General features: G+C 60.9%; 15 protein-coding genes. 8 read left to right on the top strand and 7 right to left on the bottom strand.

What is annotated here, in order from left to right:
- Positions 1-104: 104 nt before the first annotated feature.
- The 7 genes from dedD to G5182_RS00355 form a co-directional block, all read right to left on the bottom strand.
- Entirely contained in the window at positions 105-893 is a 789-nt protein-coding gene (dedD, locus tag G5182_RS00385; RefSeq protein ID WP_421204757.1) for a cell division protein DedD, read from the bottom strand.
- Positions 894-967: 74 nt separating this feature from the next.
- Entirely contained in the window at positions 968-2,227 is a 1,260-nt protein-coding gene (gene folC / locus G5182_RS00380) for a bifunctional tetrahydrofolate synthase/dihydrofolate synthase (protein ID WP_421254057.1), read from the bottom strand.
- A gap of 2 nt (positions 2,228-2,229) precedes the next feature.
- Positions 2,230-3,093, bottom strand: a complete 864-nt coding sequence (gene accD, locus G5182_RS00375) for an acetyl-CoA carboxylase, carboxyltransferase subunit beta (RefSeq protein WP_005344944.1) — start codon at positions 3,091-3,093, stop codon at positions 2,230-2,232.
- 119 nt (positions 3,094-3,212) lie between these two features.
- Positions 3,213-4,022 carry a tRNA pseudouridine(38-40) synthase TruA gene (gene truA / locus G5182_RS00370; protein ID WP_227340735.1) on the bottom strand — a complete coding sequence of 270 codons (810 nt, stop codon included), beginning with the start codon at positions 4,020-4,022 and terminating at the stop codon, positions 3,213-3,215.
- A gap of 188 nt (positions 4,023-4,210) precedes the next feature.
- Positions 4,211-6,403 carry a FimV/HubP family polar landmark protein gene (locus tag G5182_RS00365; protein WP_421254056.1) on the bottom strand — a complete coding sequence of 731 codons (2,193 nt, stop codon included), beginning with the start codon at positions 6,401-6,403 and terminating at the stop codon, positions 4,211-4,213.
- A 271-nt stretch (positions 6,404-6,674) separates the two neighbouring features.
- Complete coding sequence (locus tag G5182_RS00360; protein ID WP_421231464.1) at positions 6,675-7,691, bottom strand: aspartate-semialdehyde dehydrogenase; 1,017 nt, start codon at positions 7,689-7,691, stop codon at positions 6,675-6,677.
- Positions 7,692-7,884: 193 nt separating this feature from the next.
- Complete coding sequence (locus tag G5182_RS00355) at positions 7,885-9,006, bottom strand: 4-phosphoerythronate dehydrogenase (protein WP_421231463.1); 1,122 nt, start codon at positions 9,004-9,006, stop codon at positions 7,885-7,887.
- Between the two features lie 248 nt (positions 9,007-9,254).
- Here G5182_RS00355 and G5182_RS00350 point away from each other — a divergent pair, with 248 nt between their 5' ends.
- From G5182_RS00350 to G5182_RS00315, 8 genes are all read left to right on the top strand, one after another.
- Positions 9,255-9,998, top strand: coding sequence for a phosphatase PAP2 family protein (locus G5182_RS00350; RefSeq protein ID WP_421231462.1), 744 nt, complete (start codon positions 9,255-9,257; stop codon positions 9,996-9,998).
- A 100-nt stretch (positions 9,999-10,098) separates the two neighbouring features.
- A complete protein-coding gene (rnt, locus tag G5182_RS00345; protein ID WP_216953912.1) occupies positions 10,099-10,776 on the top strand; it encodes a ribonuclease T in 678 nt (225 codons plus the stop codon).
- A 273-nt stretch (positions 10,777-11,049) separates the two neighbouring features.
- Positions 11,050-12,372 carry a Na+/H+ antiporter family protein gene (locus G5182_RS00340; RefSeq protein ID WP_005344933.1) on the top strand — a complete coding sequence of 441 codons (1,323 nt, stop codon included), beginning with the start codon at positions 11,050-11,052 and terminating at the stop codon, positions 12,370-12,372.
- A gap of 364 nt (positions 12,373-12,736) precedes the next feature.
- Entirely contained in the window at positions 12,737-13,495 is a 759-nt protein-coding gene (locus G5182_RS00335) for a flagellar motor protein (RefSeq protein WP_042056089.1), read from the top strand.
- The gene (locus G5182_RS00330; protein ID WP_101529948.1) at positions 13,473-14,348 is read left to right on the top strand and encodes a flagellar motor protein MotB; all 876 of its coding nucleotides are present in this window, start codon (positions 13,473-13,475) and stop codon (positions 14,346-14,348) included. The genes G5182_RS00335 and G5182_RS00330 overlap by 23 nt, the downstream gene beginning before the upstream one ends.
- 163 nt (positions 14,349-14,511) lie before the next feature.
- A complete protein-coding gene (locus G5182_RS00325) occupies positions 14,512-16,650 on the top strand; it encodes a TonB-dependent hemoglobin/transferrin/lactoferrin family receptor (RefSeq protein WP_236095579.1) in 2,139 nt (712 codons plus the stop codon).
- A complete protein-coding gene (locus G5182_RS00320) occupies positions 16,650-18,656 on the top strand; it encodes a prolyl oligopeptidase family serine peptidase (protein WP_421254055.1) in 2,007 nt (668 codons plus the stop codon). Before G5182_RS00325 ends, G5182_RS00320 begins: the two co-directional genes overlap by 1 nt.
- The gene (locus G5182_RS00315) at positions 18,653-21,088 is read left to right on the top strand and encodes a proprotein convertase P-domain-containing protein (protein ID WP_421254054.1); all 2,436 of its coding nucleotides are present in this window, start codon (positions 18,653-18,655) and stop codon (positions 21,086-21,088) included. Before G5182_RS00320 ends, G5182_RS00315 begins: the two co-directional genes overlap by 4 nt.
- The last annotated feature ends 1 nt before the right edge of the window (position 21,089 follow it).

The raw sequence follows: 21,089 nt of genomic DNA, 5'->3' as shown, positions 1-21,089 counted from the left end.
TGGCCTGTACGACGCCGTCATTAAAAATCACGACGGTCAGATAAAAAACACCGCGCACGGGGCGCGGTGTTTGTTTCAGAGGGCCATTGCAAACGGCAACGCCATTACGGGTTGTAGGAGACCACCGAGCCACTGAGGCCGGTCATCTGGGAGATCCGTCCCTGCATCCCCTGCAGTTTGGCCTTGGAGACATCCGGCCCGATAAAGACACGGTTGAGCTGACCCTGCACCGGTGTGCGCGGCGAGGTGTGGGCAGAGTAGCCCGCCGCCCGCAGCTTGCTCACCAGCGCGTTGACGCTGTCGACGTTCTTGAAGGCACCAAGCTGGAGGATCCAGCTACCCTGCGCGGCCGCGGGTGCAGGTGTGGTCGACTGATTCATCTTGCTTTCAATCAGATCATCGAGGGACTTGATCTGACCCGCCTGTGGTTTGGCTGGCGCAGGTGCCTTGGCCACTTCAACCGGTTTGGCTGGCGTCGGCTTGGGTGCTGGCTTGGGCGGTTCGACCGGTTTTTTGGCCACCACTTCTGGCTTGGGCTGTGGCTTGGGTTGGGCATTCTGTTGCGACTGGACCGGTGCGGCAGGGGTTGTCGCCGGCTGCGCGCCGTTGCCCTGACCGGCGAGGGTCATGGGGTCAGCCACCTCTTCCACTTGCCACTGCTGGGCCGCAGAGGCCTGTTGCTGGCTGGCCAGATGATCGGCGGGCAGGCTGCTGGCTGCCGAGACCTGCAGCGCAGGCTTGGCAGGCTCCAGCTCGGGGCGCAGCGGGATCTTGGCAAAGGCCTCCTCCTTTTGTGCCAGCTTGTGACCATCCAGCAAGTCCGGCAGGAAAATAACAACCAGGGCCACCAGGATGACGGTGCCCACCAGACGGTTTTGAAACTTCGAGGCCAAGTTGAATCCTACCTTTACGTAACTCAATATGCGATTTGGCTCCCCGCCAAAGGGCTGGGGAGCCGGGGTGTGGCCTAGACGGCGACACCCGCCAGAATGTCGGCGACAGTGTAAAACGAACCAAACACAATGACCATATCGTCCGGACTCGATGCGGCCAACGCTGCCTGATAAGCGGCGCTGACATCATCAAACTCCCTGGCAGGCCCCTTGCCCTCTCCCAACGCCGCAGCCAGTTGCGCAGCGGTGGCGGCGCGCGGGCCGGTGAGGCTGGCCAGATACCACTCGCCGATCAGACCGTCGAGCTCAGCAAGTGACCCCGCCATGTCCTTGTCTTTGAGCATGCCGACCACGGCGCGGCGCACACCCGTGCAGGGCATCTTGCGCAATTGCGCGGCCAGATAGGCTGCCGAATGGGGGTTATGGGCCACATCGACGATCACCAGCGGCGCACTTTGCAACTGCTGCATCCGGCCAGCCAGCCGGGCATTGGCAAGCCCGTCACGAATGGCGGACTCCGGCAGCGGCAAGCCGAGGGATTCCAGCGCCGCCAGCACGGTCACCGCGTTCATCAGCGGCAGCGCCGGTTTTGGCAGATCCCGCCACTGGTTGAGGCCGTGATAATCCCAACCGCTCTCGTGCTCATCGCCACGAAAATCGAGACCGACCTGACGCAGGTTGGCGCCAAGACGCTGTGCTTCGCTCGCGATAGTCGCAGGTGGATTGGGCTCACCGCTGATGGCGGGTTTGCCGGCGCGATAGACCCCAGCCTTCTCCACCGCCACGGCTTCACGGGTATCACCCAGCCAGTCGCAGTGATCGAGGGCAATGGAGGTGATCATCGCCACATCGGACTCCACCACATTGGTGGCGTCGAGCCGACCACCCAGCCCCACCTCCAGCAGCAGCACATCGGGCGCGGCGTGGCAGAAGAGCCACAGCCCAGCCAGTGTCGCGAACTCGAAGAAAGTGAGGGCAATCTCGCCGCGAGCCGCTTCCACCTCGGCAAAGGCGGCGCAGTGGTCGCTGTCGGGCAGCTCCTGCCCGTTGACCCGCACCCGCTCGGTAAAGTGCAGCAGATGGGGCGAGGAGTAAACGCCGACCTTATAGCCTGCGGCCATCAGAATGCTGGCCGCCATGGCACAGCTGGAGCCCTTGCCGTTGGTACCCGCCACCGTGATCACCTTGAACGGCAGTTGGGTCAGCCCCATACGCCGGGCAACGGCACCGACCCGATCCAGACCCATGTCGATATTGACCGGATGGATCTGCTCCAAATAAGAAAGCCAGTCGACAAGCGACCGGCTTTGGGATTGTTGCATGTTTGAACTCATCTTCACTCTTCGATGACGTGAGTATTCAGCATTTTGGCGAGCAGGCTGGCCAGACGGTTACGCATGTCGCGACGATCGATAATCAGGTCGATGGCCCCCTTCTCCAGCAGGAATTCGGAGCGCTGGAAGCCTTCCGGCAGTTTCTCGCGTACGGTCTGCTCGATAACGCGCGGGCCGGCAAAACCGATCAGCGCCTTGGGCTCGCCCACGTTGATGTCACCCAGCATCGCCAGACTGGCGGAAACGCCCCCCATGGTGGGGTCGGTCAGCACAGAGATAAAGGGCAGGCCAGCCTTGGAGAGTCGGTCTAGCGCCGCGCTGGTCTTGGCCATCTGCATCAGGGAGAAGAGGGCTTCCTGCATGCGGGCACCACCAGAAGTGGAGAAACAGACCAGACCGCGGCCCTCCTTGATGCACTCCTCGACAGCGCGCACGAAGCGGGCACCGACCACGGAGGACATGGAGCCACCGATAAAGGAGAACTCAAAGGAACAGGCGACAACCGGCACCCCTTTGAGGGTCCCTTTCATGACCACCAGCGCATCTTTTTCTCCTGTCGCTTTCTGGGCGGCAGACAAACGATCCTTGTAGCGCTTGGAATCCTTGAATTTCAGTACATCCTGCGGCTCCAGCTCGGCACCGATCTCGGTACGACCCTGCTCGTCGAGGAAACTCTCGAGACGGGCGCGAGCGCTGATGCGCATATGATGATCACACTTGGGGCACACTTCGAGGTTGCGCTCCAACTCTGCCCGGTAGAGCACCTGTTCACAAGCACTGCACTTGGTCCACACCCCTTCCGGAATGTTGTGACGACGGGGTGCAGTGATCTTGCTCTTGGGAAGAATCTTCTCAAGCCAGCTCATGGAATTCCTTAATGCTTTTGTGCCTGACAAAACGCATCGAGCCTAGATTGTTCAATGACTTAATAGCTCGATGGCAACAAATGACGGGTCATTAAACCACAATTTTTCGGGCGCAGTTACTAAAAACTGGTCGTACCCGGTGCCGAGTCCGGCAGCCACAGCGGGCCGAGCGGCAACTGCGGCAGAGCAAACTCGGCCGGGTAATCCACGTCGACCAGATAGAGGCCACCGGCCTTGGCGGTCGGCCCGGCCAGATTGCGATCCTTGGCAGCCAGCACCTCGGCAATCCACTCCACCGGTTTGAGCCCCTGCCCCACCAGCAGCAGGGAGCCGGTGATATTGCGCACCATGTGGTGCAGGAAGGCGTTGGCCTTGATGTCGAGCACGATGTAGGGGCCGGAGCGGCTGACGCACAGATGGGTCACATTGCGCCACGGGGTGTTGGATTGGCAGGCAACGGCACGGAAGGTGCTGAAGTCGTGCTCCCCCAGCAGGCTCTGGCCCGCCAGGTGCATCAACTCGGCATCGATGGTCTCGTGGTAGTGACTGACGCCACTGCCGAGGATCGCCGGACGGAAGTTGTGGTTGTAGATGACGTAGCGGTAGCGACGGGCGGTGGCGCTGAAGCGGGCGTGGAACGTTTCGTCCACCTCCTTGACCCAGCGCACGGCGATATCCGGCGGCAGGTTGGAGTTGAGCCCCAGGGTCCAGGCCCCTTCGGCACGGTTCGCCTCGGTATCGAAGTGGATCACCTGGCCGGTCGCATGGACGCCGGCATCGGTGCGCCCGGCACACTGGATGGAGACAGGGTGGTTGGCGATCCGGCTGATGGCCTTCTCCAACTCCTCCTGCACGCTGATCACTTCACGCTGACGCTGCCAACCGAAATACCGGCTGCCGTCATATTCAATACCTAGGGCAATTCGCATGGATAAACTTGTCTTGTTGTGAAACGCAGTGAAAGAAACGGGGCGGATTATACGCGCTCAACTCGAAAAGTCCCACAAACCGCCTGATTGGCTTGCATGGGCGGAGAATTCACCCTGTGCAAATTGCCATGAAGAAGGGGGCAGCCAATGGCTGCCCCCTTCTTGCTGATCCCGCGACAGGGACAATTTTACCCCAACCGCTTGAGCAGTTTTTCTGCCTCGGCACGCTGATGCTCGGTGCCCTGCTCTGCCGCTTCTTGCAGCAGCTCGCGGGCGCTATCCTTGTCGTCGATCTCGAGGTAGGCGCGGGCCAGATCCAGCTTGGCCCCCACACCGCCGTCATCGGCATCCACATCAAAGCCGGTGGATTCAGGCAACACCTCGGGGAAACCATCGAGCCCCACGTCCAGCGAGAGACCCTGATAGGGCTCCTGCTCCGGCGCGGTGGCATCCGCATCGGCCAGCAGCTTGTCGATCTCGACGTAACCGCTTGCCTGGGCCTGTTCCCTTGGCTGCAATTCTGCCGGATGAGACTCCACTTCGGTAAAGGCATCCTCGAAATCGGAGAGCGCCAGTTCGTTGGGATCCCACTCAAGATCGAGCTCGGTCTCCTTGCCTTTGGTTGGCTCAAGCCCCAACTCGGCCAACATATCATCAGCCGAACCATCCACGCTCAAGTCGATGGCATTATTGCCCTCGCCCGCAGCCGGTTTATCCAGCTCATTTTCAAAATCACCCAGATCAAAACTGGCCAGATCATCAGCAGCCGTACTCTTGCTGCTTGCACTCAACTCCGGTTCCAGATCAGCCGAAAGATCCGCATCCAGCTCGGCAAACAGGGCTGCCTGCAGCTCCTCTTCGCTCATGAGCTCATCAGCATCCCTGGACTTGGGATTGAACTCGCTGGCCAGATCCATGTCGGGTTCATTGGCCAACGCGACAGGCTCATCCAGCGAGAGATCGAGATCCGGCACCAGATCCGGGTCACGACTGGCTGACTGGGCAGCCATTCGCTCCGGCTCGAAACCTTGCAGATCGATCTCACCATCGTCGCTGAAAACCAGATCAACATCCGGCTTTTTAGCCGGTTCATCTGGCTCGACCGGCATAAAGCCATCAGGGGTATTGAGATCCGGCACCGGGCGTACCGGCTCGTTGTCGGTCACATCGACACTCAGCAGATCGTCAAACTCGCTCTGCTCCTGATCCATCATCATGGCGGTGGACTCGGAGAGGCTCTTCTCCTGCTCCTCCAGCTCGCGACGGGCACGGGCCCGCAGCCACAGGGTCACCAGCGCCAATACCAGCAGCACCGGCAGCAGGATGATCATGGCAAGGTTGAGCGGTGAGGAGAGCAGCTCCATCAGCCAGTGCTGCTTGGGTTCAGGCTCTGCCACCACGGGGGGGACAGGTCTGGCCTTCAGCTCGGCGAGCTCTTTTTGCAGCGCGGTCTGATCCTGCAACTGGGCCTTTAGGGTCTCGACCTCTTCGGTCAGGGATTGCAGACGCAGCTTGAGCCTGTGGTTCATCTCGGTCACCTGACCGAGCTGGGCATTGGCATCTTCCAGTGCCAGCGCCATCTCGGTGGCCGGTTTGCCCACCGGTTTTTCCAGATCGGAAGGCAGAGGTGCCGGTGTGGTGCTTGCTGCGGCGCTCGTCGCCGGGACTGGGGCCACCGCCTCTTTTGGCGCAGGCTCGCTCGCCTTGACAACATCTTTGGTTTCAGCAGACGGTTGCGGTGCTACGACAGGAGCAGGAATGGGTGCCGCTTTTGCCGCAGGCAAGGGAGCTGGCGCGGTTTTCACCGGTTCGGCTTTGGCAGTCTCAACCTTCACGGGCTTGGCCGCTGGTTTGGCGCCATGGGCATGCTTCTCGGCGAGATACTTGGGACTCAGCCCCTTCCAGCTGGCGTTGTCACTGCGGAATCTGGCTCGCGCCTGGGCATCGGTGATGACGCTCGCTTCAGCCACGGTCGGCAGCAGGATGCGTGACCCCACCAGAATGTGGTTGATATTGCCATCGGCAAAACTGCGGGGGTTTTTCTCGTAGATCGCCACCATGGTCTGGTAGACGCTGACACTACTGGAGGGACGATATTTGCTCGCCAGACTCCAGAGGGTATCGGTTGGACGAACAGGGCCATAACTACCGGCATTGGCCGTGACCTGACGTACCACAGGCTGGGCGGTTGCACGTACCGGTTGCGCAACGGGTCTGGCGACCGGTTGCGCCAGCGGCTGGGAATTGACGGCGGGAGGTGCGGGCTCGTCAGGGCCTTTTAGCTCGACAAAAAAAGGCTCCCGCGCAGCGTCTTCAGCCTGGACGGAGCCCAGCAGACCCAATGCGAGTAGCGTTGCCAATGTTATGCGGGAATGTCCCATATTCGTTCCTTCGTATGACGGCCCTATCACATTGAAAAATCTGGATAGTTACCCCAAAACAGTCGGTTCAATATAAATCAGGCTCGCGTCGCAAGCCAGTAGTCCGACACATTTAGCACCCGACTTGACTCTGAGTGTAGGAAAAAACTTAATCAGTTGATATCGCAACAGAATCTTGATGTAGCGGAGTGCGGCATGGGTCACACCCCCGATCTATCACAGTCCGGATGGGCAGCACTCCCTGCTGCCCATCTGTGGCAGATGTCTAGCCTTACAGATAGTCGCGAACCAGCAGCTCGGCAATCTGTACACTGTTGGTTGCCGCGCCCTTACGAACGTTATCGGCCACGATCCACATATTGATACCACTCGGATGAGAAATATCCTGACGCACCCGACCCACCAGCACCTCATCCTTGCCGGTTGCGTCGCGCACCGGGGTCGGATAATCCCCTTCGTCATCAAACAGGGTCACGCCCGGCGCACTGCGCAGCAGATCCTTGACCTGTTCGGCATCGAGCGGCTGGTGCAGTTCGACGTGTACCGCCTCGGCGTGGCCGTAGAAAACCGGCACCCGCACGCAAGTCGGGTTCACGGCTATGCTGGCATCCCCCAGGATCTTCTGGGTTTCCCACACCATCTTCATCTCTTCACGGGTGTAGCCGTTGTCGGTGAAGCTGTCGATCTGCGGGATCAGGTTAAAGGCGATCTGCTGCGGATAGAGGGTGGGCTCTACCGGACGACCGTTGAGCAGATGAGCGGTCTGGCCTGCCAGCTCGCTGATCCCCTCTTTGCCGGAGCCTGACACGGATTGATAGGTAGCCACATTGATACGGGCAATGCCCACTTCATCGTGCAGCGGCTTCAACGCCACCAGCATCTGGATAGTGGAGCAGTTGGGGTTGGCGATGATGTTGCGATTGCGAAAATCGGCCAGCGCATTCGGGTTCACTTCCGGGATAACCAGCGGGATATCTTCGTCGTAACGGAAGCAGGAGGTGTTGTCGATGACGATGCAGCCGTGCTCGGCAGCAATTGGCGCCCACTTGGCAGAAACCTCGGCACCGGCGGAGAAGAGTGCGATCTGCACCTGGCTCCAGTCAAACTCCTCCACATCGAGGATCTCGAGGTTCTTGCCGCCAAAACGCACGGTATCACCGGCACTGCGGCTGGAGGCCAGCGGATAGAGGGTCGCCACCGGGAATTCACGCTCTTCCAGGATCTCGATCATCGCCTGACCCACGGCGCCACTGGCACCCAATACCGCTACGTTAAACTGCTGGCTCATTCTGTTCTCCTCTGATAATGCTGCAATGGCGCCGGCTGGCGCCATGGTCGACAGGCTCCCGCGCTGCGAGATGACGCTGCCAGATATGGCTGAACCGCCGCAATAGCATCTGCGCCAGCTCAGTAAAAAAGGGGATTGGTGTGGCCAGCTCGGCTCACCCCTTCCGGTTATCTTCCAGCTCTTGATCCCCGATTCAGGGACGTGACCGCGCAAATCCCAACGCACCGAGATCCTGACTGGCAAACGCGCCCTCGATCTGCAGGGAGGATAGTTCACGGCGCTCGGGATAATGTTTGCGCTGCTCGTCAAAGCTGCCGGACAGGCCGAGTCGGGCCCGGAAACGGGCATCATCGCGACGCACGTCGTAAACCAGATGCACCAGCTGCTTGATCAGCGCCTGATCCGGTGCGCGGCCCGGCACCACCACCTGCACATCGGGGGCAGGCAACAGCCGACTCAAATCCTGACGAGGCTGGCGCCCCAGCTGCTGGCAGAGCGCCTGATAGAGCATCCAGGTACCGCGAGCCTTCCCCTCCAGGCTGTAACCGGCGATATGGGGGGTGGCAATCTCGGTATGGGGCACCAGCGCTGCCAGTGGCTCGGGCTCGTTCTCCCACACATCCATCACCAGTCGCAAAGGCGCATCGCCCAACTGACGCGCCAGCAGGGCCCGGTTATCCCACACCTCGCCACGGGATGCGTTGATCAGGATCTGCCCGGCAGGGCGCGCGGCAATCTGTTCGGCATCCAGCAGATGGTAGGTGGCATCCTGCCCTTCACGGGTAATGGGCACATGGAAGCTGACGATATCGGCGCCAAGAGCGGTCTGATAATCGACAAAGCCCGCATCGGGGGTATTACGCGCCTTGGGTGGATCGCAGCGCAGTACCCGCATGCCGAGCGCTTCGGCCTTGCCAGCCACACACTCGCCGGTATTGCCCGCGCCAATCACCGCCAAAGTCATGGCCGAGAGCTCGAGTTCGTAACGCTCCGCCAGCACCAGCAGGGCTGAGAGCACATAATCCCCCACCGAATACTTGTTGCAACCGGGGGCGCTGAAGAAGGGAATATTGCGGCTTGCCAGCAACGCCTTGTCCACATGGTCGGTGCCTATGGTGGCGGTGCCGACAAACCCGAGTTTGGGGCTGGTCGCCAGCAAATCGCCATTGACGCGGGTGACCGAACGCACCAGCAGCACATCGGCATCCAGCAGATCGCGGGCCTGCATCTGCCGTCCGGGCAAGGGGATCACCTCGCCAAATTCGGCAAACAGCTCCACGGCATGGGGCATATTCTCATCAACGACTATCTTCATCGGGCTCTCTTTGGTCACAACCGCCACGGGGGCGCCATTCTAGCGCAAAGCCGCCTGAGATTTCAGCCTGTGATGCAATCCGGCGCGAAACGGGACCACATTGCGCGGCAGCCGCTCCATCCGCCCGCTCAAACAGAGGATATCGCCACAAATGTGTAAGCAGAGGTAACAAACGTGCTGCTCGGCTTTGTCCGGGCATGTCACGGTGGCACAATGCCCCTCTTTTTTCGCGATCGCCCATACCCACCATGCCGCCACACGCTCCGCCGCTCCCAATGTCAACCGCCTCACTCACCCGCAGTCAGGTGCTTGGCTTCACAGCCCTGTTAATCCTGCCCCTGTTACTACTCGCCACATTGCCCTGGCAGCCTTTTCTGACCGGTTCACTTCAATCAGGCTGGCTATGGTGGTCATACGCCCTCACCCGCATGGTCGATATTCCCGGGATCGGGGTCAGTGGCGCCCTCTTGCTGTTGCTGACCCGCTACAAACTCAAACTGGAGCTGTCCCCCTTCATTGCACTGGGGTGTGCGCTGGCAGCCCTGCTCGCCAGCGACTGGGTGCTCAAGAGCCTGATCAAACACCTGACCGAAGAGCCCAGACCCTATCTGCTCTGGCTTGAGAGTCAGTCGCTGATCCCGGCCATCAAGCACTTCTACGCCAGTAGCATCAATGTGCGCAGTGAACAGGTTCATGCCGCCAGCCAGTTGCTGGCCCTTCCAGAATGGCTCGGCCACCACTGGCAAAAGGAGGTCAATTACGCCTTCCCCTCCGGCCACAGCATCGCCGCCATCAGTCTGGCCCAGTTCTTCGGCCTGATCTGGCTGGCCCGCGCCCCGGCTGGCGTCTGGCTGCTACCACTGTGGGCCTTGGGGGTTGGCCTGTCGCGCATGGTACTCGGCATGCACTGGCCGGTGGATGTGCTGGCCAGTGCCCTGCTTGGCACTGTCACAGCGCTGATTGCCGCTCGCTGGTGGCTGCACAGATACTGAAGCCTGCGCCATCCTGCAGCGGCTTCCTGTAATGGGATGGGAGGACAAGCCTGTGCTTTTTTGCCATAATGCCGCCTCATTTTATCCCGACCGAGATCCCATGACCGACGCAGTTCATACCCTCAAGGGCCGTTTTCGTGGTTTTTACCCCGTCGTCATCGATGTTGAAACAGCCGGGTTCAACGCCAAGACCGATGCCCTGCTCGAAATCGCGGCTTACACCCTGAAAATGGATGAGCAGGGCTGGCTCGTTCCCGATCACATATTCCACTTTCATGTCGAGCCCTTCGAAGGGGCCAACCTGGAAAAGGCCGCGCTGGAGTTCACCGGCATCGACCCCTACAACCCGTTGCGTGGCGCTGTCTCGGAAAAAGAGGCGCTGACCGAGATCTTCAAGGGGATCCGCAAGGGGATGAAGGAGCAGGATTGCGGCCGCGCCATCATAGTGGCCCACAACGCCACCTTTGATCACGGCTTCGTGATGGCTGCCGCCGAGCGCGCTGGCCTCAAGCGCAATCCGTTCCACCCGTTTGCCACCTTCGACACCGCTGCTCTCTCCGGATTGGCGCTGGGGCAGACCGTGCTGGCCAAAGCGTGCCAGAGCGCCCGCATCCCGTTTGACAATAAAGAGGCGCACTCTGCCCTCTATGACACCGAACGCACCACAGAGCTGTTCTGTCATATCGTTAACCGCTGGAAGAGCATGGGGGGTTGGCCGCCTGCGCATCCGGATGATGACACAACCGATGCCCCTACCGATGATGAGGGACAAGAATAAACGGATGAAGGCTGCCACTGGCAGCCTTCGCTTTTTGGGGAAGTGATTGATTGCACAGCGCACCGGAAATCGCTATCAAGGTCACTATCCACCGCTGCGCACGGGACACACGGAGTCAAGTAGGTCACAAACCCTCAGGTTGAGCAACCTTGTGCCACATGCTGCTGCAATATGAGGGGTTTGACTGATTTTTTTCTCGACATTTGTCACATTTTTCGCAAACTAACTCCCCTTCACATGACAGACAGCAATAACAAACTATAAGGAAATCAAATGAATCCAGTTGTTATCGCGGTCGGGCTGATGCTAGTGCTCAGTCTGCTGCGGATCAATGTGGTGGTCTCGCTGGCGCTGGGTGCCATTGCGGGCGGTCTGGTGGGCGGGTTGTCGTTGACAGATACCCTCACCACCTTCAGCGGTGGCCTGGGCGGTGGCGCCGAGATTGCCCTCTCCTACGCCATGCTGGGCGCCTTTGCAGTTGCCATCTCCCGCTCCGGGATCACCGACCTGCTGGCCCGCAAGGTGATCAGCCAGTTGGGCAAGGATGCCAGCTCGACCCGCATCATGTGGGTCAAAACCCTGCTGCTCTCTTCCGTGCTGGCCGTGGCTATCTCGTCCCAGAACCTGATCCCGGTTCACATCGCTTTTATTCCCATCCTGATCCCGCCGCTGCTGCATGTGATGGCGCAGATGCAGATCGACCGTCGTCAGGTGGCCTGTGTCATCACCTTTGGCCTGACCGCCACCTATATGGTGCTGCCGGTCGGCTTTGGTGGCATCTTCCTGAATAACATTCTGGCCAAGAACCTGATCGATAACGGCGTGCCCATCACCACCAGCCAGATCCCGCTGGCGATGGCCATTCCGGTTGCCGGTATGGTACTGGGCCTGCTGATTGCGGTATTCATCAGCTATCGCAAACCGCGCCAGTACGATCTGGCCAAGATCCTGGATGCCGAGCCCGAAGCGGTCGAGCTCAACCTCACCCACATCTGGGTGGCCCTGCTGGCCATTGGCGTAGCGCTGGGGCTGCAACTGATGACCAACAGCATCGTACTGGGTGCGCTAGCCGGTTTTGTCATCTTCACCTGCGGCGGCGTCATCAAGTTTCGCGAAAGCCAGGATGCCTTCACCCAGGGGGTGCGGATGATGTCGCTGATCGGCTTCATCATGATCTCCGCCGCCGGTTTTGCCGCTGTGATGAAGGCGACCCACGGGGTCGACTCTCTGGTTCAGGTGGTCGCCTCCGGCATCGGTCAGCACAAGGGGATCGCCGCCTTCCTGATGCTGCTGGTTGGCCTGCTCATCACCATGGGGATCGGCTCCTCCTTCTCCACCGTGCCCATCATCGCTACCATCTATGTGCCGCTCTGTCTGCAGCTCGGCTTCTCACCGATGGCGATCATCGCCCTGGTCGGTACCGCAGGCGCGCTGGGGGATGCGGGTTCACCTGCATCTGATTCAACTCTGGGCCCCACCTCCGGCCTCAACGCCGATGGCCAGCATGACCATATCTGGGACAGCGTGGTGCCCACCTTTATTCACTACAACATCCCGCTGGTGATCTTCGGCTGGATTGCCGCCATGGTGCTCTGATAGCCACTCTGGCATCGAACCATGCTCTGCAAAATACGAAACAAGAAGGCGACCTTATGGTCGCCTTCTTTATAAGCACGTTCACCTAATCACTAGGACATGGTCCCGAGAGGAGAAGCTCTTTATTGGGCGACATGGATTCCCGGATCTGGATGATTGCGCACTGCTTGTTTCGCTCCTTGCTCTTATGGGATCAGTCTCTAGCCACAGATGCCATAACAGCACTCAGCACCCCCAGCGTTGTGCGCCACACCCGTTGCCACATACCACGCCGATTAATTGCTCAGCGATTGGATATCATTTTGAAAAACTGATACTTAACTAGCTACACTAGCGATTATCACCATACAGGGACGTGTAAAAAATGAGCTTGATTGGCTTGGTGCTGGCGTTGATCGCCATCCTTGGCGGCAACATGATCGAGGGGGGGCACCCCAGTGCACTGCTCGATCTGCCCGCATTCCTCATTGTGATCGGTGGCACCATAGGTGCTGCGCTGACCCAGTTCCCTTTCTCCGTCGTCGGCAGCACCATGAAGCGTTTCAAATGGCTGCTCTCCCCCCTCAAGCTCGATATGCATGAACAGGCCCAGTTGCTGGAGACCCTGGCAGGCAACGCCCGCCGCAGCGGCATGCTGGCGCTGGAAGGGATGATCGACGAGATCAAGGATCCTTTCCTGAAGAAAGGGGTGCAGATGATGGTTGATGGTTACGAAAAGACCAAGATACACGAGGTGCTGGAGAACGAGATCGAGTTCGAGCAGGAAGATCTCGAACAGACGGTCAAATTCTACGAAGCCATGGGCGGCTACTGCCCGACCATGGGGATCGTCGGGGCGGTATTTGGCCTGATCCACGCCATGGGTCTGCTAGATGCCCCCGACAAGCTGGGCGGCGCCATCGCGGTGGCCTTTATCGCTACCATCTACGGGGTATCCGCAGCCAACCTGATCTTCTTGCCGTTCGGCAACCGCTACAAAGGGTTTGCCCACCAGATCCGCCACTACAAGGAGATGACCCTGACCGGCATTCTCTGCATCGTTGATGGCGAATCCCAAGCGCGCCTGCAAGTTACCCTCGAACCTTATCTGGGAGGTCACGGTGGCCAAAAAGAAAAAGGCTGAAGCACCGGAGAACCATGAACGCTGGCTGGTCTCCTATGCCGACTTCATGACCCTGCTGTTCGCCCTGTTTGTGGTGCTCTACTCCTTTGCCATGGCCAAGCAGTCCGAAACCCGGGTGCTTATCCAGGGCTTTATCGAGTCGCTGGGTAAAATCGGCCTCATCTCCCCGCCTGCCGGCTCACCCTTGATGCAGGGGGGAACAGGGATTCTCGAGCCGGAATCGAAGACCACGCCGAGCAGCCCGAAAGAAGAGACTGTACTGGAAAAAGATGCCCCCATGGCGGCATCGGACCCCTTCAACGAGACCATAGGTGCCTCGGAAAAACCGAGCGCCACCGAAGCCTGGCCCCACAAGACCAAGGAGCAGGAGTGGGTGCAGGTGACCAAGCAGAAGCTGGAGCAGCAACTCAAGGCCCAGATCGAATCGAAGGATCTCGAGGTCGAGCAGCTTGGCAGCCAGCTGGTGATCCGCATCGGCGAGAAGGCGCTGTTTCCCGCCGATTCGGCGTTCCTTCAGCCCCAGTTCATCCCGCTGGTCAACAAGATCGCCGGCATTTTGGCCAACATCCCGGGGCAGGTAGTGGTCACCGGTCATACCGACAACTCCCAGGCGCCGGTGGAGCTCTATCGCAACAACTGGGAGCTCTCGGTGCTGCGGGCCTCTTCCATCGTGCAGACCATGCTGACCAATCCCCAGCTCGATGCCAGACGAGTCATCGCTCAGGGTGTTGCCGACACCCAACCCCGCTTTGCCAATGACACCCCCGAACATCGCCAGGCGAACCGCCGGGTCGATATCACCCTCTCTCAAGGCAAGGCAGCAGAAGAGTCACTGCAACTGCTCAAGCCCTGATCCCCCCGCTCCCGCTTCGCGCGGGAGCCTCTTTTTTAAAAACAAATAACTCAATAATATCAACACCATAAGATCTTAATGATAATGATTGCCATTTATTGTCAAGTGGTCAGGCCTCTGCAATAATGCCGCCCCTCAGGCTTAAATAAAAACAATTATCATTATGAACAAACTGCTTCAGGCATGGCCGGCACTCCTGTGTGCCTCCGCTGGCGCGGCCGATCTTCCCCCTGTGGAGAAGGCTCGCAGCGACGACACCATCATTGTCACCGGGCAACGGGTACAACAGAAACTCTCCGATGTTTCCGGCTCCATCACCGTCATCACTCAGGAAGAGCTGGACCGTCAGGTCGCCAGCGAGCTGACTCATGTGTTTCGCAAGATCCCCGGTGTCTCGGTCACCGGCTCTGCCGGGCGACCGCAAAACATCAGCGTGCGCGGCATCGGTGGCAACCGTATCCTGCTGATCAAGGATGGGGTGCGCGTCAGCGACGGCTTTGGCGCCGACAACATCAATGACAAGGTGGGTCGCTTCAACTTCGACCTTGATGACATCAAGCAGATTGAGGTGGCCAAGGGGGCCGGCTCCTCCCTGCATGGCTCCGATGCCATCGGCGGCACCGTGGTGATGAATACCAAGCAGCCGGAAGATTATCTGCAACAGCAAGATAGCTATCTGGCGGCCAAAACCCTCTACGGTGGCGACAGCAATAAGAAGAAGCTCAGCATGACCAGCGCGGTGCGGGCACTGGAGAGCGAACATCTGTTGCGCCTCTCCGGCTGGCGTGGCAACGAAACCGCCAACTTTGAGGAGAACCGCATTCCGGCTGATTTGGATGGCATGAGTGCCTCCACCAGCAGCCGCCTCCCCCTCAATGCCCATCACGCTCTGCGGCTGGAGCTGGACTACTACGAGGATCACGCCAAACGCCAGATGGGGCCCAAAGCGGTGCCCCAACCCGATGGCAGCTGGGACGTGGTCGGTTTTCAGGAAGATGGCGATCAGCGCACCCAGGGCGGCAAGTTCAGTTGGGAAGCCAACGATCTGGGCATGATCGATACCCTCAACTGGAGCCTGTTTGGCAACCAGTCACGCAACGAAGCCAACCAGCGCCAGCTGCTGCGCAACGATGCCCTGAGCGGCTATCCCAGATATCGCAGCCAGCGCACCCTCTCCACATTCGAGGAGCTGCGCCTTGGCAGTGAGCTGGAGCTGCAGAGCAAGCTGAGCACCGGCTCGCTGGATCACACCTTCAGCTACGGTGTGGAAGTGGAGCAGGCCAACCACGAGCGACCGGTCAGCAATCTGACCCTGGAAGATGGCATCACCACCCAAGGACAGAAAGCCCCCTTCAGCAAGGCCGAGACCCGCCGCGATGGCATCTGGCTGAGCGATGTGATCGATCTGGGCAACTGGCAGTTTACCCCGACCCTGCGCTTTGACCGCCAGCGCCTGCGCGCACCGGACAGCAATCTGGCCGAGAACCACAGCGACCACATCTCCCCCAGTGTCGCGGCCAGTTACCGCTTCAACGAGACATGGCGCAGCTGGCTCAGCTATGCCAACGGCTTCCGCGCCCCCGCTTACGATCAGGTTTACGGCAACATTCCCCACTACTTTGCCATGCCGCCATTCGAGATCATTGCCAACCCCAACCTCAAGGAGGAGACCAGCCACAGTCTGGAGTGGGGAGTGAATGGCCAAAGCGACAACTGGAGCGTCAAACCGGCCGTTTTCTACAACCGCTACTACAACTTCATCGACTGGCGCCAGACCGGTTTTCGCCTCGATGATGGTGTCTTCCTGCGCCAATATCGCAACGTTGCCAAAGCAGAAACCTGGGGCGCCGAGCTGGCCGCCAGCCTCTGGCTGAGCGACGAGTGGGAGCTTTCGACCAATCTGGCCTGGATGGATGGCAAGGATCACCGTGGTGAGCCGCTGCGCACCCAGACACCGCTGGAAGGCAACACCACCCTGCGCTGGCAACAGCTCGACTGGGGGGTTGAGCTCAGTGGCAACTATGCCGCCGCCATGACCAAGGTGCCCCAGTGCGCCAATGCGCAGACTGGCTACAACGGTGCCTGCCAGAGCAGCGCAGGCTGGTTCAGCCTGGACCTCACCGGCGACTGGCAGATCACCGAGGCGCTCAAGGTCAATGCCACCATCGGCAACCTGCTCGATACCCGCTACGTCCGCTATCAGGATGTGGCCGGACTCCCGGCTGGCAGCGATACCTCCCTCTACAGCCAGAGCGGCCGCTACCTGTCAGCCAGCCTCAGCTACCGTTTCGTGGGGATGTGATGAAACATCATGCAATCATGGCGGCCCTGTTGGCCGTCCCGTTGGCGTGGGCGCAAGAGGCCCTGCCACCGCCGATCCCGTCCCAGCCACACCTGATTTCAGGCAATCCCGTACGCCAGGATCCCTACTTCTGGTTGCGGGACGAGAGCCGCAGCAACCCGGCCATACTCGCCCTGCTCAAGCAGCAAAATCGCTGGAGCGAGCAGCAACTCGCCGCGCAGCAGCCGCTGGAAGCAACCTTGCGCGCCGAGTTTGCCAGCCATCCGGCGGGGGAACCCGTGCCAGACAACTGGCTTGTGCGCGGCGATCAGGCATGGCAGCTGCGCCCGGATGGCTCACTCTGGCAACGCCACGGGGGCAAGGTGCAGCAGCGGCTTCCCGCCAGAGCGGGTGAGGGCTATTACGAAGCGGGCGGCTGGGCACTGAGCCCGGATAACCTCACACTGGCCATCGCCGAAGACAGGCGCGGCGATCTCGACTATCAGGTCACCCTGCTCGATCTCCAGAGCGGCAAGGTGCTGGCCAGTTTGGCACAGCGCAGCGCTGATCTCGCCTGGTCACAAGATGGTCGCACCCTCTACACCATCGCCAACGAGCGCTACACCCTGCGCCCCTGGCAGCTGCGCGGCTGGCAGGATGGCCAGGAGCAGACTCTCTATGAGGAGCTGGATCCCGCATGGCTGCTCAGCCTCTATCGCACCACGGATGGCCAACATCTGGTGTTGCAGGGCAACAACCACGACAGTTCGGAGCAGTACCTGCTCGACTCGGGCAAGCCGCAGCAGGTCAAACCCCGCCAGCGCGGGGTGGAATACTATCTGGACAGTCAATCCGGCTGGGTGATTAAGAGCAACCGGGAGGGGGCGTTTGCCCTCTACTCAGCCAGCACGCCGCTCGGTGAGTGGCAGCGCCTGTGGCCCGCCAAAGGGGAGGATCTCGGCGATCCCGAGAAGTGGCGACTGTTTGATCGCCATCTGGTGGTGCAGTTTCGCCAGCAGGGGGAGGATTGCCTCGCCCTGCTCGACCGCAACGGCCATGAACGCCAGCGCCTGCCGCTGGCCAGTGGCGCCGGTACCGGCTGGCTGCAAGGAGAACATGACCCGGCCAGCGACCGTATTCTGGTGCGCAGTCAGGGCTTGAGCCAGCCCCCCGGCCAACGCTGGCTGGATTTGAACAGCGGCCACTGGATCAACGACCAGCACACCGCAGGCAATAAAGCATTGCCCTATCAGAGCGAGCGGCGCTGGATCACCTCTGCCGATGGCACCCGGGTGCCTGTCTCGCTGGTGTGGCGCAAAGATCTGGCCCCTCGTGCTGTACTGCTCTACGGCTATGGCGCCTATGGCACGCCGATGCGCCCCTACTACCAGAAAGAGCTGTTAAGCCTGCTGGATCGGGGCTTTGTCTACGCCATCGCCCATGTGCGCGGCGGCGGCATGCTGGGGGAGCAGTGGACCCGCGACGGACGGGGCATCCACAAGCAGAACGGCATTAGCGACTTTATCGCAGCCGGTCACGCCCTGCGCCACTGGTCGCCCGACGCCGCTCCCCTGCCCCTGTTTGCCATGGGGGGCAGCGCGGGGGGCACGCTGGTTGCTGCGGCCCTCAACCAGCAACCGACACTCTTTAGCGGCGCCGTGTTGCAGGTTCCCTTCGTCGATATGCTCGGCACCATGAGCGATCCGGCCCTCCCCTTGACCCGTCAGGAGTACCAGGAGTGGGGCAATCCGGCCAAGCCCGCAGAGTATCAGGCGATGCGTCGCATCAGCCCCTACGACAACCTGCACCGCGCCCCCTACCCGCCCCTGCTGGTCACTACCGCCCTGCACGACAGCCAGGTGCCCTACTGGGAGCCAGTCAAGTGGCTGGCCCGCCTGCGGGAACACAGCACGGGCTCCGGCCCCTACCTGCTGCTGACCGAACTGGAGGGAGGCCACCGCGCCGGTGGTGGCGATCGGGCTCGTGAATTTGCCTTCTTGTTGCATCTGGCGGGGATCAATCAATGACCCTGCCGCTGATTGGGAGTACCACTATGAAACCCCTGTTGCCCGCCCTCTTGCTGGGGCTGGCTGGCTTTTCCACTCAGGCCGCCGAACTGCGTTTTGTCGAACAGGACGCCCCGGCCGATACCCGCCTCTGGCTCGAACAGCAGCTCGGCGTCACCCTGAGTGATGCCCCGGCCTATCAGCGCCAAGGCAAGCTGGGCCACTATCTGCATTATAGCCAGCAGCTCAATGGCGCACCGATCGCCGGCCTGATGGCCGCCGTCAGTCTCGATGAGCAGGGTCGCCCGTGGCGCCTTTATCACAATACCCGGCTGATGCAGGCACAGGCGGCTCCATGTGATGAAGCAAGCCGCGCCGGGGTGGATGCCTATACCGCCACGCTGGATGGTACGGTGTGGAAATTCGCTGGCAGTGACGAAGCCCAGCCCTGGTACTGGCAGGATGGCGACACACTGACTGCGGCCTGGCGCCTGCTGGCGGTGGAAAGCCAGCCGGGCAACAGCAAAAGCAGCCACTGGCAACTGTTTGTCACCTGCGATGGCAGCGCCCTGCTGGGGCGCACGCTGCAAGAGGCCAACACCCGTGCCGAAGCTGTCCCGCTGGCAGGGGAAGCGGCTACGGTGCAGGCCCGCATCTTTGCCCTCGACCCACGCACCCAGCTGCAAGAGGGCAACCTGCTGTGGCGCCACGATCTGGTGCTGGACAACCGGGCCTATCGCACCGTGCCGCTCACGGTACAAAAGGTGGATGACACCTACCAGCTAAATGGCCCTCGCGCGCGGGTCGTGGATGGCACGGCGCCGGAAACTGCCCCCTTTAGCAGCCCTGATGCCGATGGCTTCCAGCTGGATCACCAGCAGCCCGCCTTCCTCGATATCAATGGCTACTACCATCTGGATCTGGCCCAGCGCCATGTGGAATCCCTGGGCTACCCAACACTGATGGGCGGCCCCCTGGCCATCGATACCGATGCCGGGGAGCAGGACAACTCTCTCTATGACCCCTTCCTGCGCCGGTTGGAGATTGGCCGGATAGGGGTACCCGATGCGGAAGATCCCATGGTGATCTGGCACGAGTTTGGCCATGCGGTGCAGCACCATATCCTGCCCGACATGGGAGAAGAGGGTGACTGGGGCGCCATCGGCGAGGGCTTTAGCGACTATCTGGCCGCCAGCTGGCGCCAGCGTAGTCCAGAGGCTCGCCAATTCGAGCCTTTCATGGTCTTCAACTGGGATGCCAGGATCAGCGGCCGGACTCCCCGTCAGCTCGATGATCTGCGGGCGCGCTATCATCCGGGCTTCCTCTATCCGGCTCACCTCACCATCAACGGCAGCAACGGCGACCAGCTGTGGGGCACCCCGCTCTTCACCGCGCTGCGCCAGGCCGTTGAACAGTATGGCGAGGTAGCCCGTGACGAGTTCGATACCCTGCTGATTGAATCCCACTTCGGCCTCGGCCCGCAGGTGCGGATGCCCCAGCTGGCGCGGGTCACCGTGGATACCGCCAACCGCCTCTATCCGGATCGCAGCTATGGCAAGCTGCTGGAGCAGGCCTTCCGCCATCACGCCCTGCTGCCCACGCCCATCGCGGCCCGCCTTGCCGATGACAGCTACCTGTTGCCCGGGGAGAAAAAGAGCCTCGCCATCGAATTGACCAACCAGAGCGGCCGCCCCCTGACCGTGGCTGACGCCAGCCTGCTCCCGAGCAAGGGGCTCATGGGTGACGGTCACTGGCAAGGAGAGCTCAACGCCGATGGCACCGCCCGCTGGACCCTGCCGCTGGAAGCAGCGAGCAACCTGACCTGTGGCGAGGCAGTCACCTTGCCGCTGCAGTTCCAGCTCACCCTGCCCAGCCCCACCGAGCGCCAGACCCGCCTTGACCTGCAACTGCCGATCGGTGAACCGCTCTGGCAGCGGGCCATCGGCCAGGGTGGCCAGATCAAGGATGCGGTGAGCGATGAACGGCACGGCCTGTCCCGCTTCACTCTCACCCTGCCCGAGAGCAAGGCCCGCATCGACAGCGGATTCGTAGTTGCCCTCGATCTGGAGCACAGCAAACTGGAGCAGCTGGAGATCTGGCTCACCTCCCCTTACGGCACCCGGATCAGCCTGTGGAACAAGGGTTACGCCAGCCATACCCGGCTCAAGGGGGAGTTTCCCCGTGAACTGGTACCGTTCGAATCGCTGGACAAGCTGCACGGCGAACCGCTCGCTGGCCGCTGGCTGCTGGAGATCAACGACACCAGCGCCGGTGACACCGGTCAGTTGCGCAACTGGCGGGTCGCCCAGCAAGTAGGCGCCCGCTGCGACAAGGATGAAGCCCTGCCCAACACCGGCATCATTCCCCTTGAGCAGGATGAAGGGGGGGGCGGCACGGCTTCCCCCCTGCTGCTGTTGCTGGCCCTCTGGCGCCGGAGCACCCCGCGCCGTTGAA

The sequence above is a fragment of the Aeromonas sp. 600948 genome, from assembly GCF_049174875.1.
Classification (GTDB): Bacteria; Pseudomonadota; Gammaproteobacteria; order Enterobacterales; family Aeromonadaceae; genus Aeromonas; species Aeromonas veronii_A.
The sequence above is the reverse complement of the archived record's forward strand: the minus strand, read 5'-3'. Positions and strand labels throughout refer to the sequence as shown.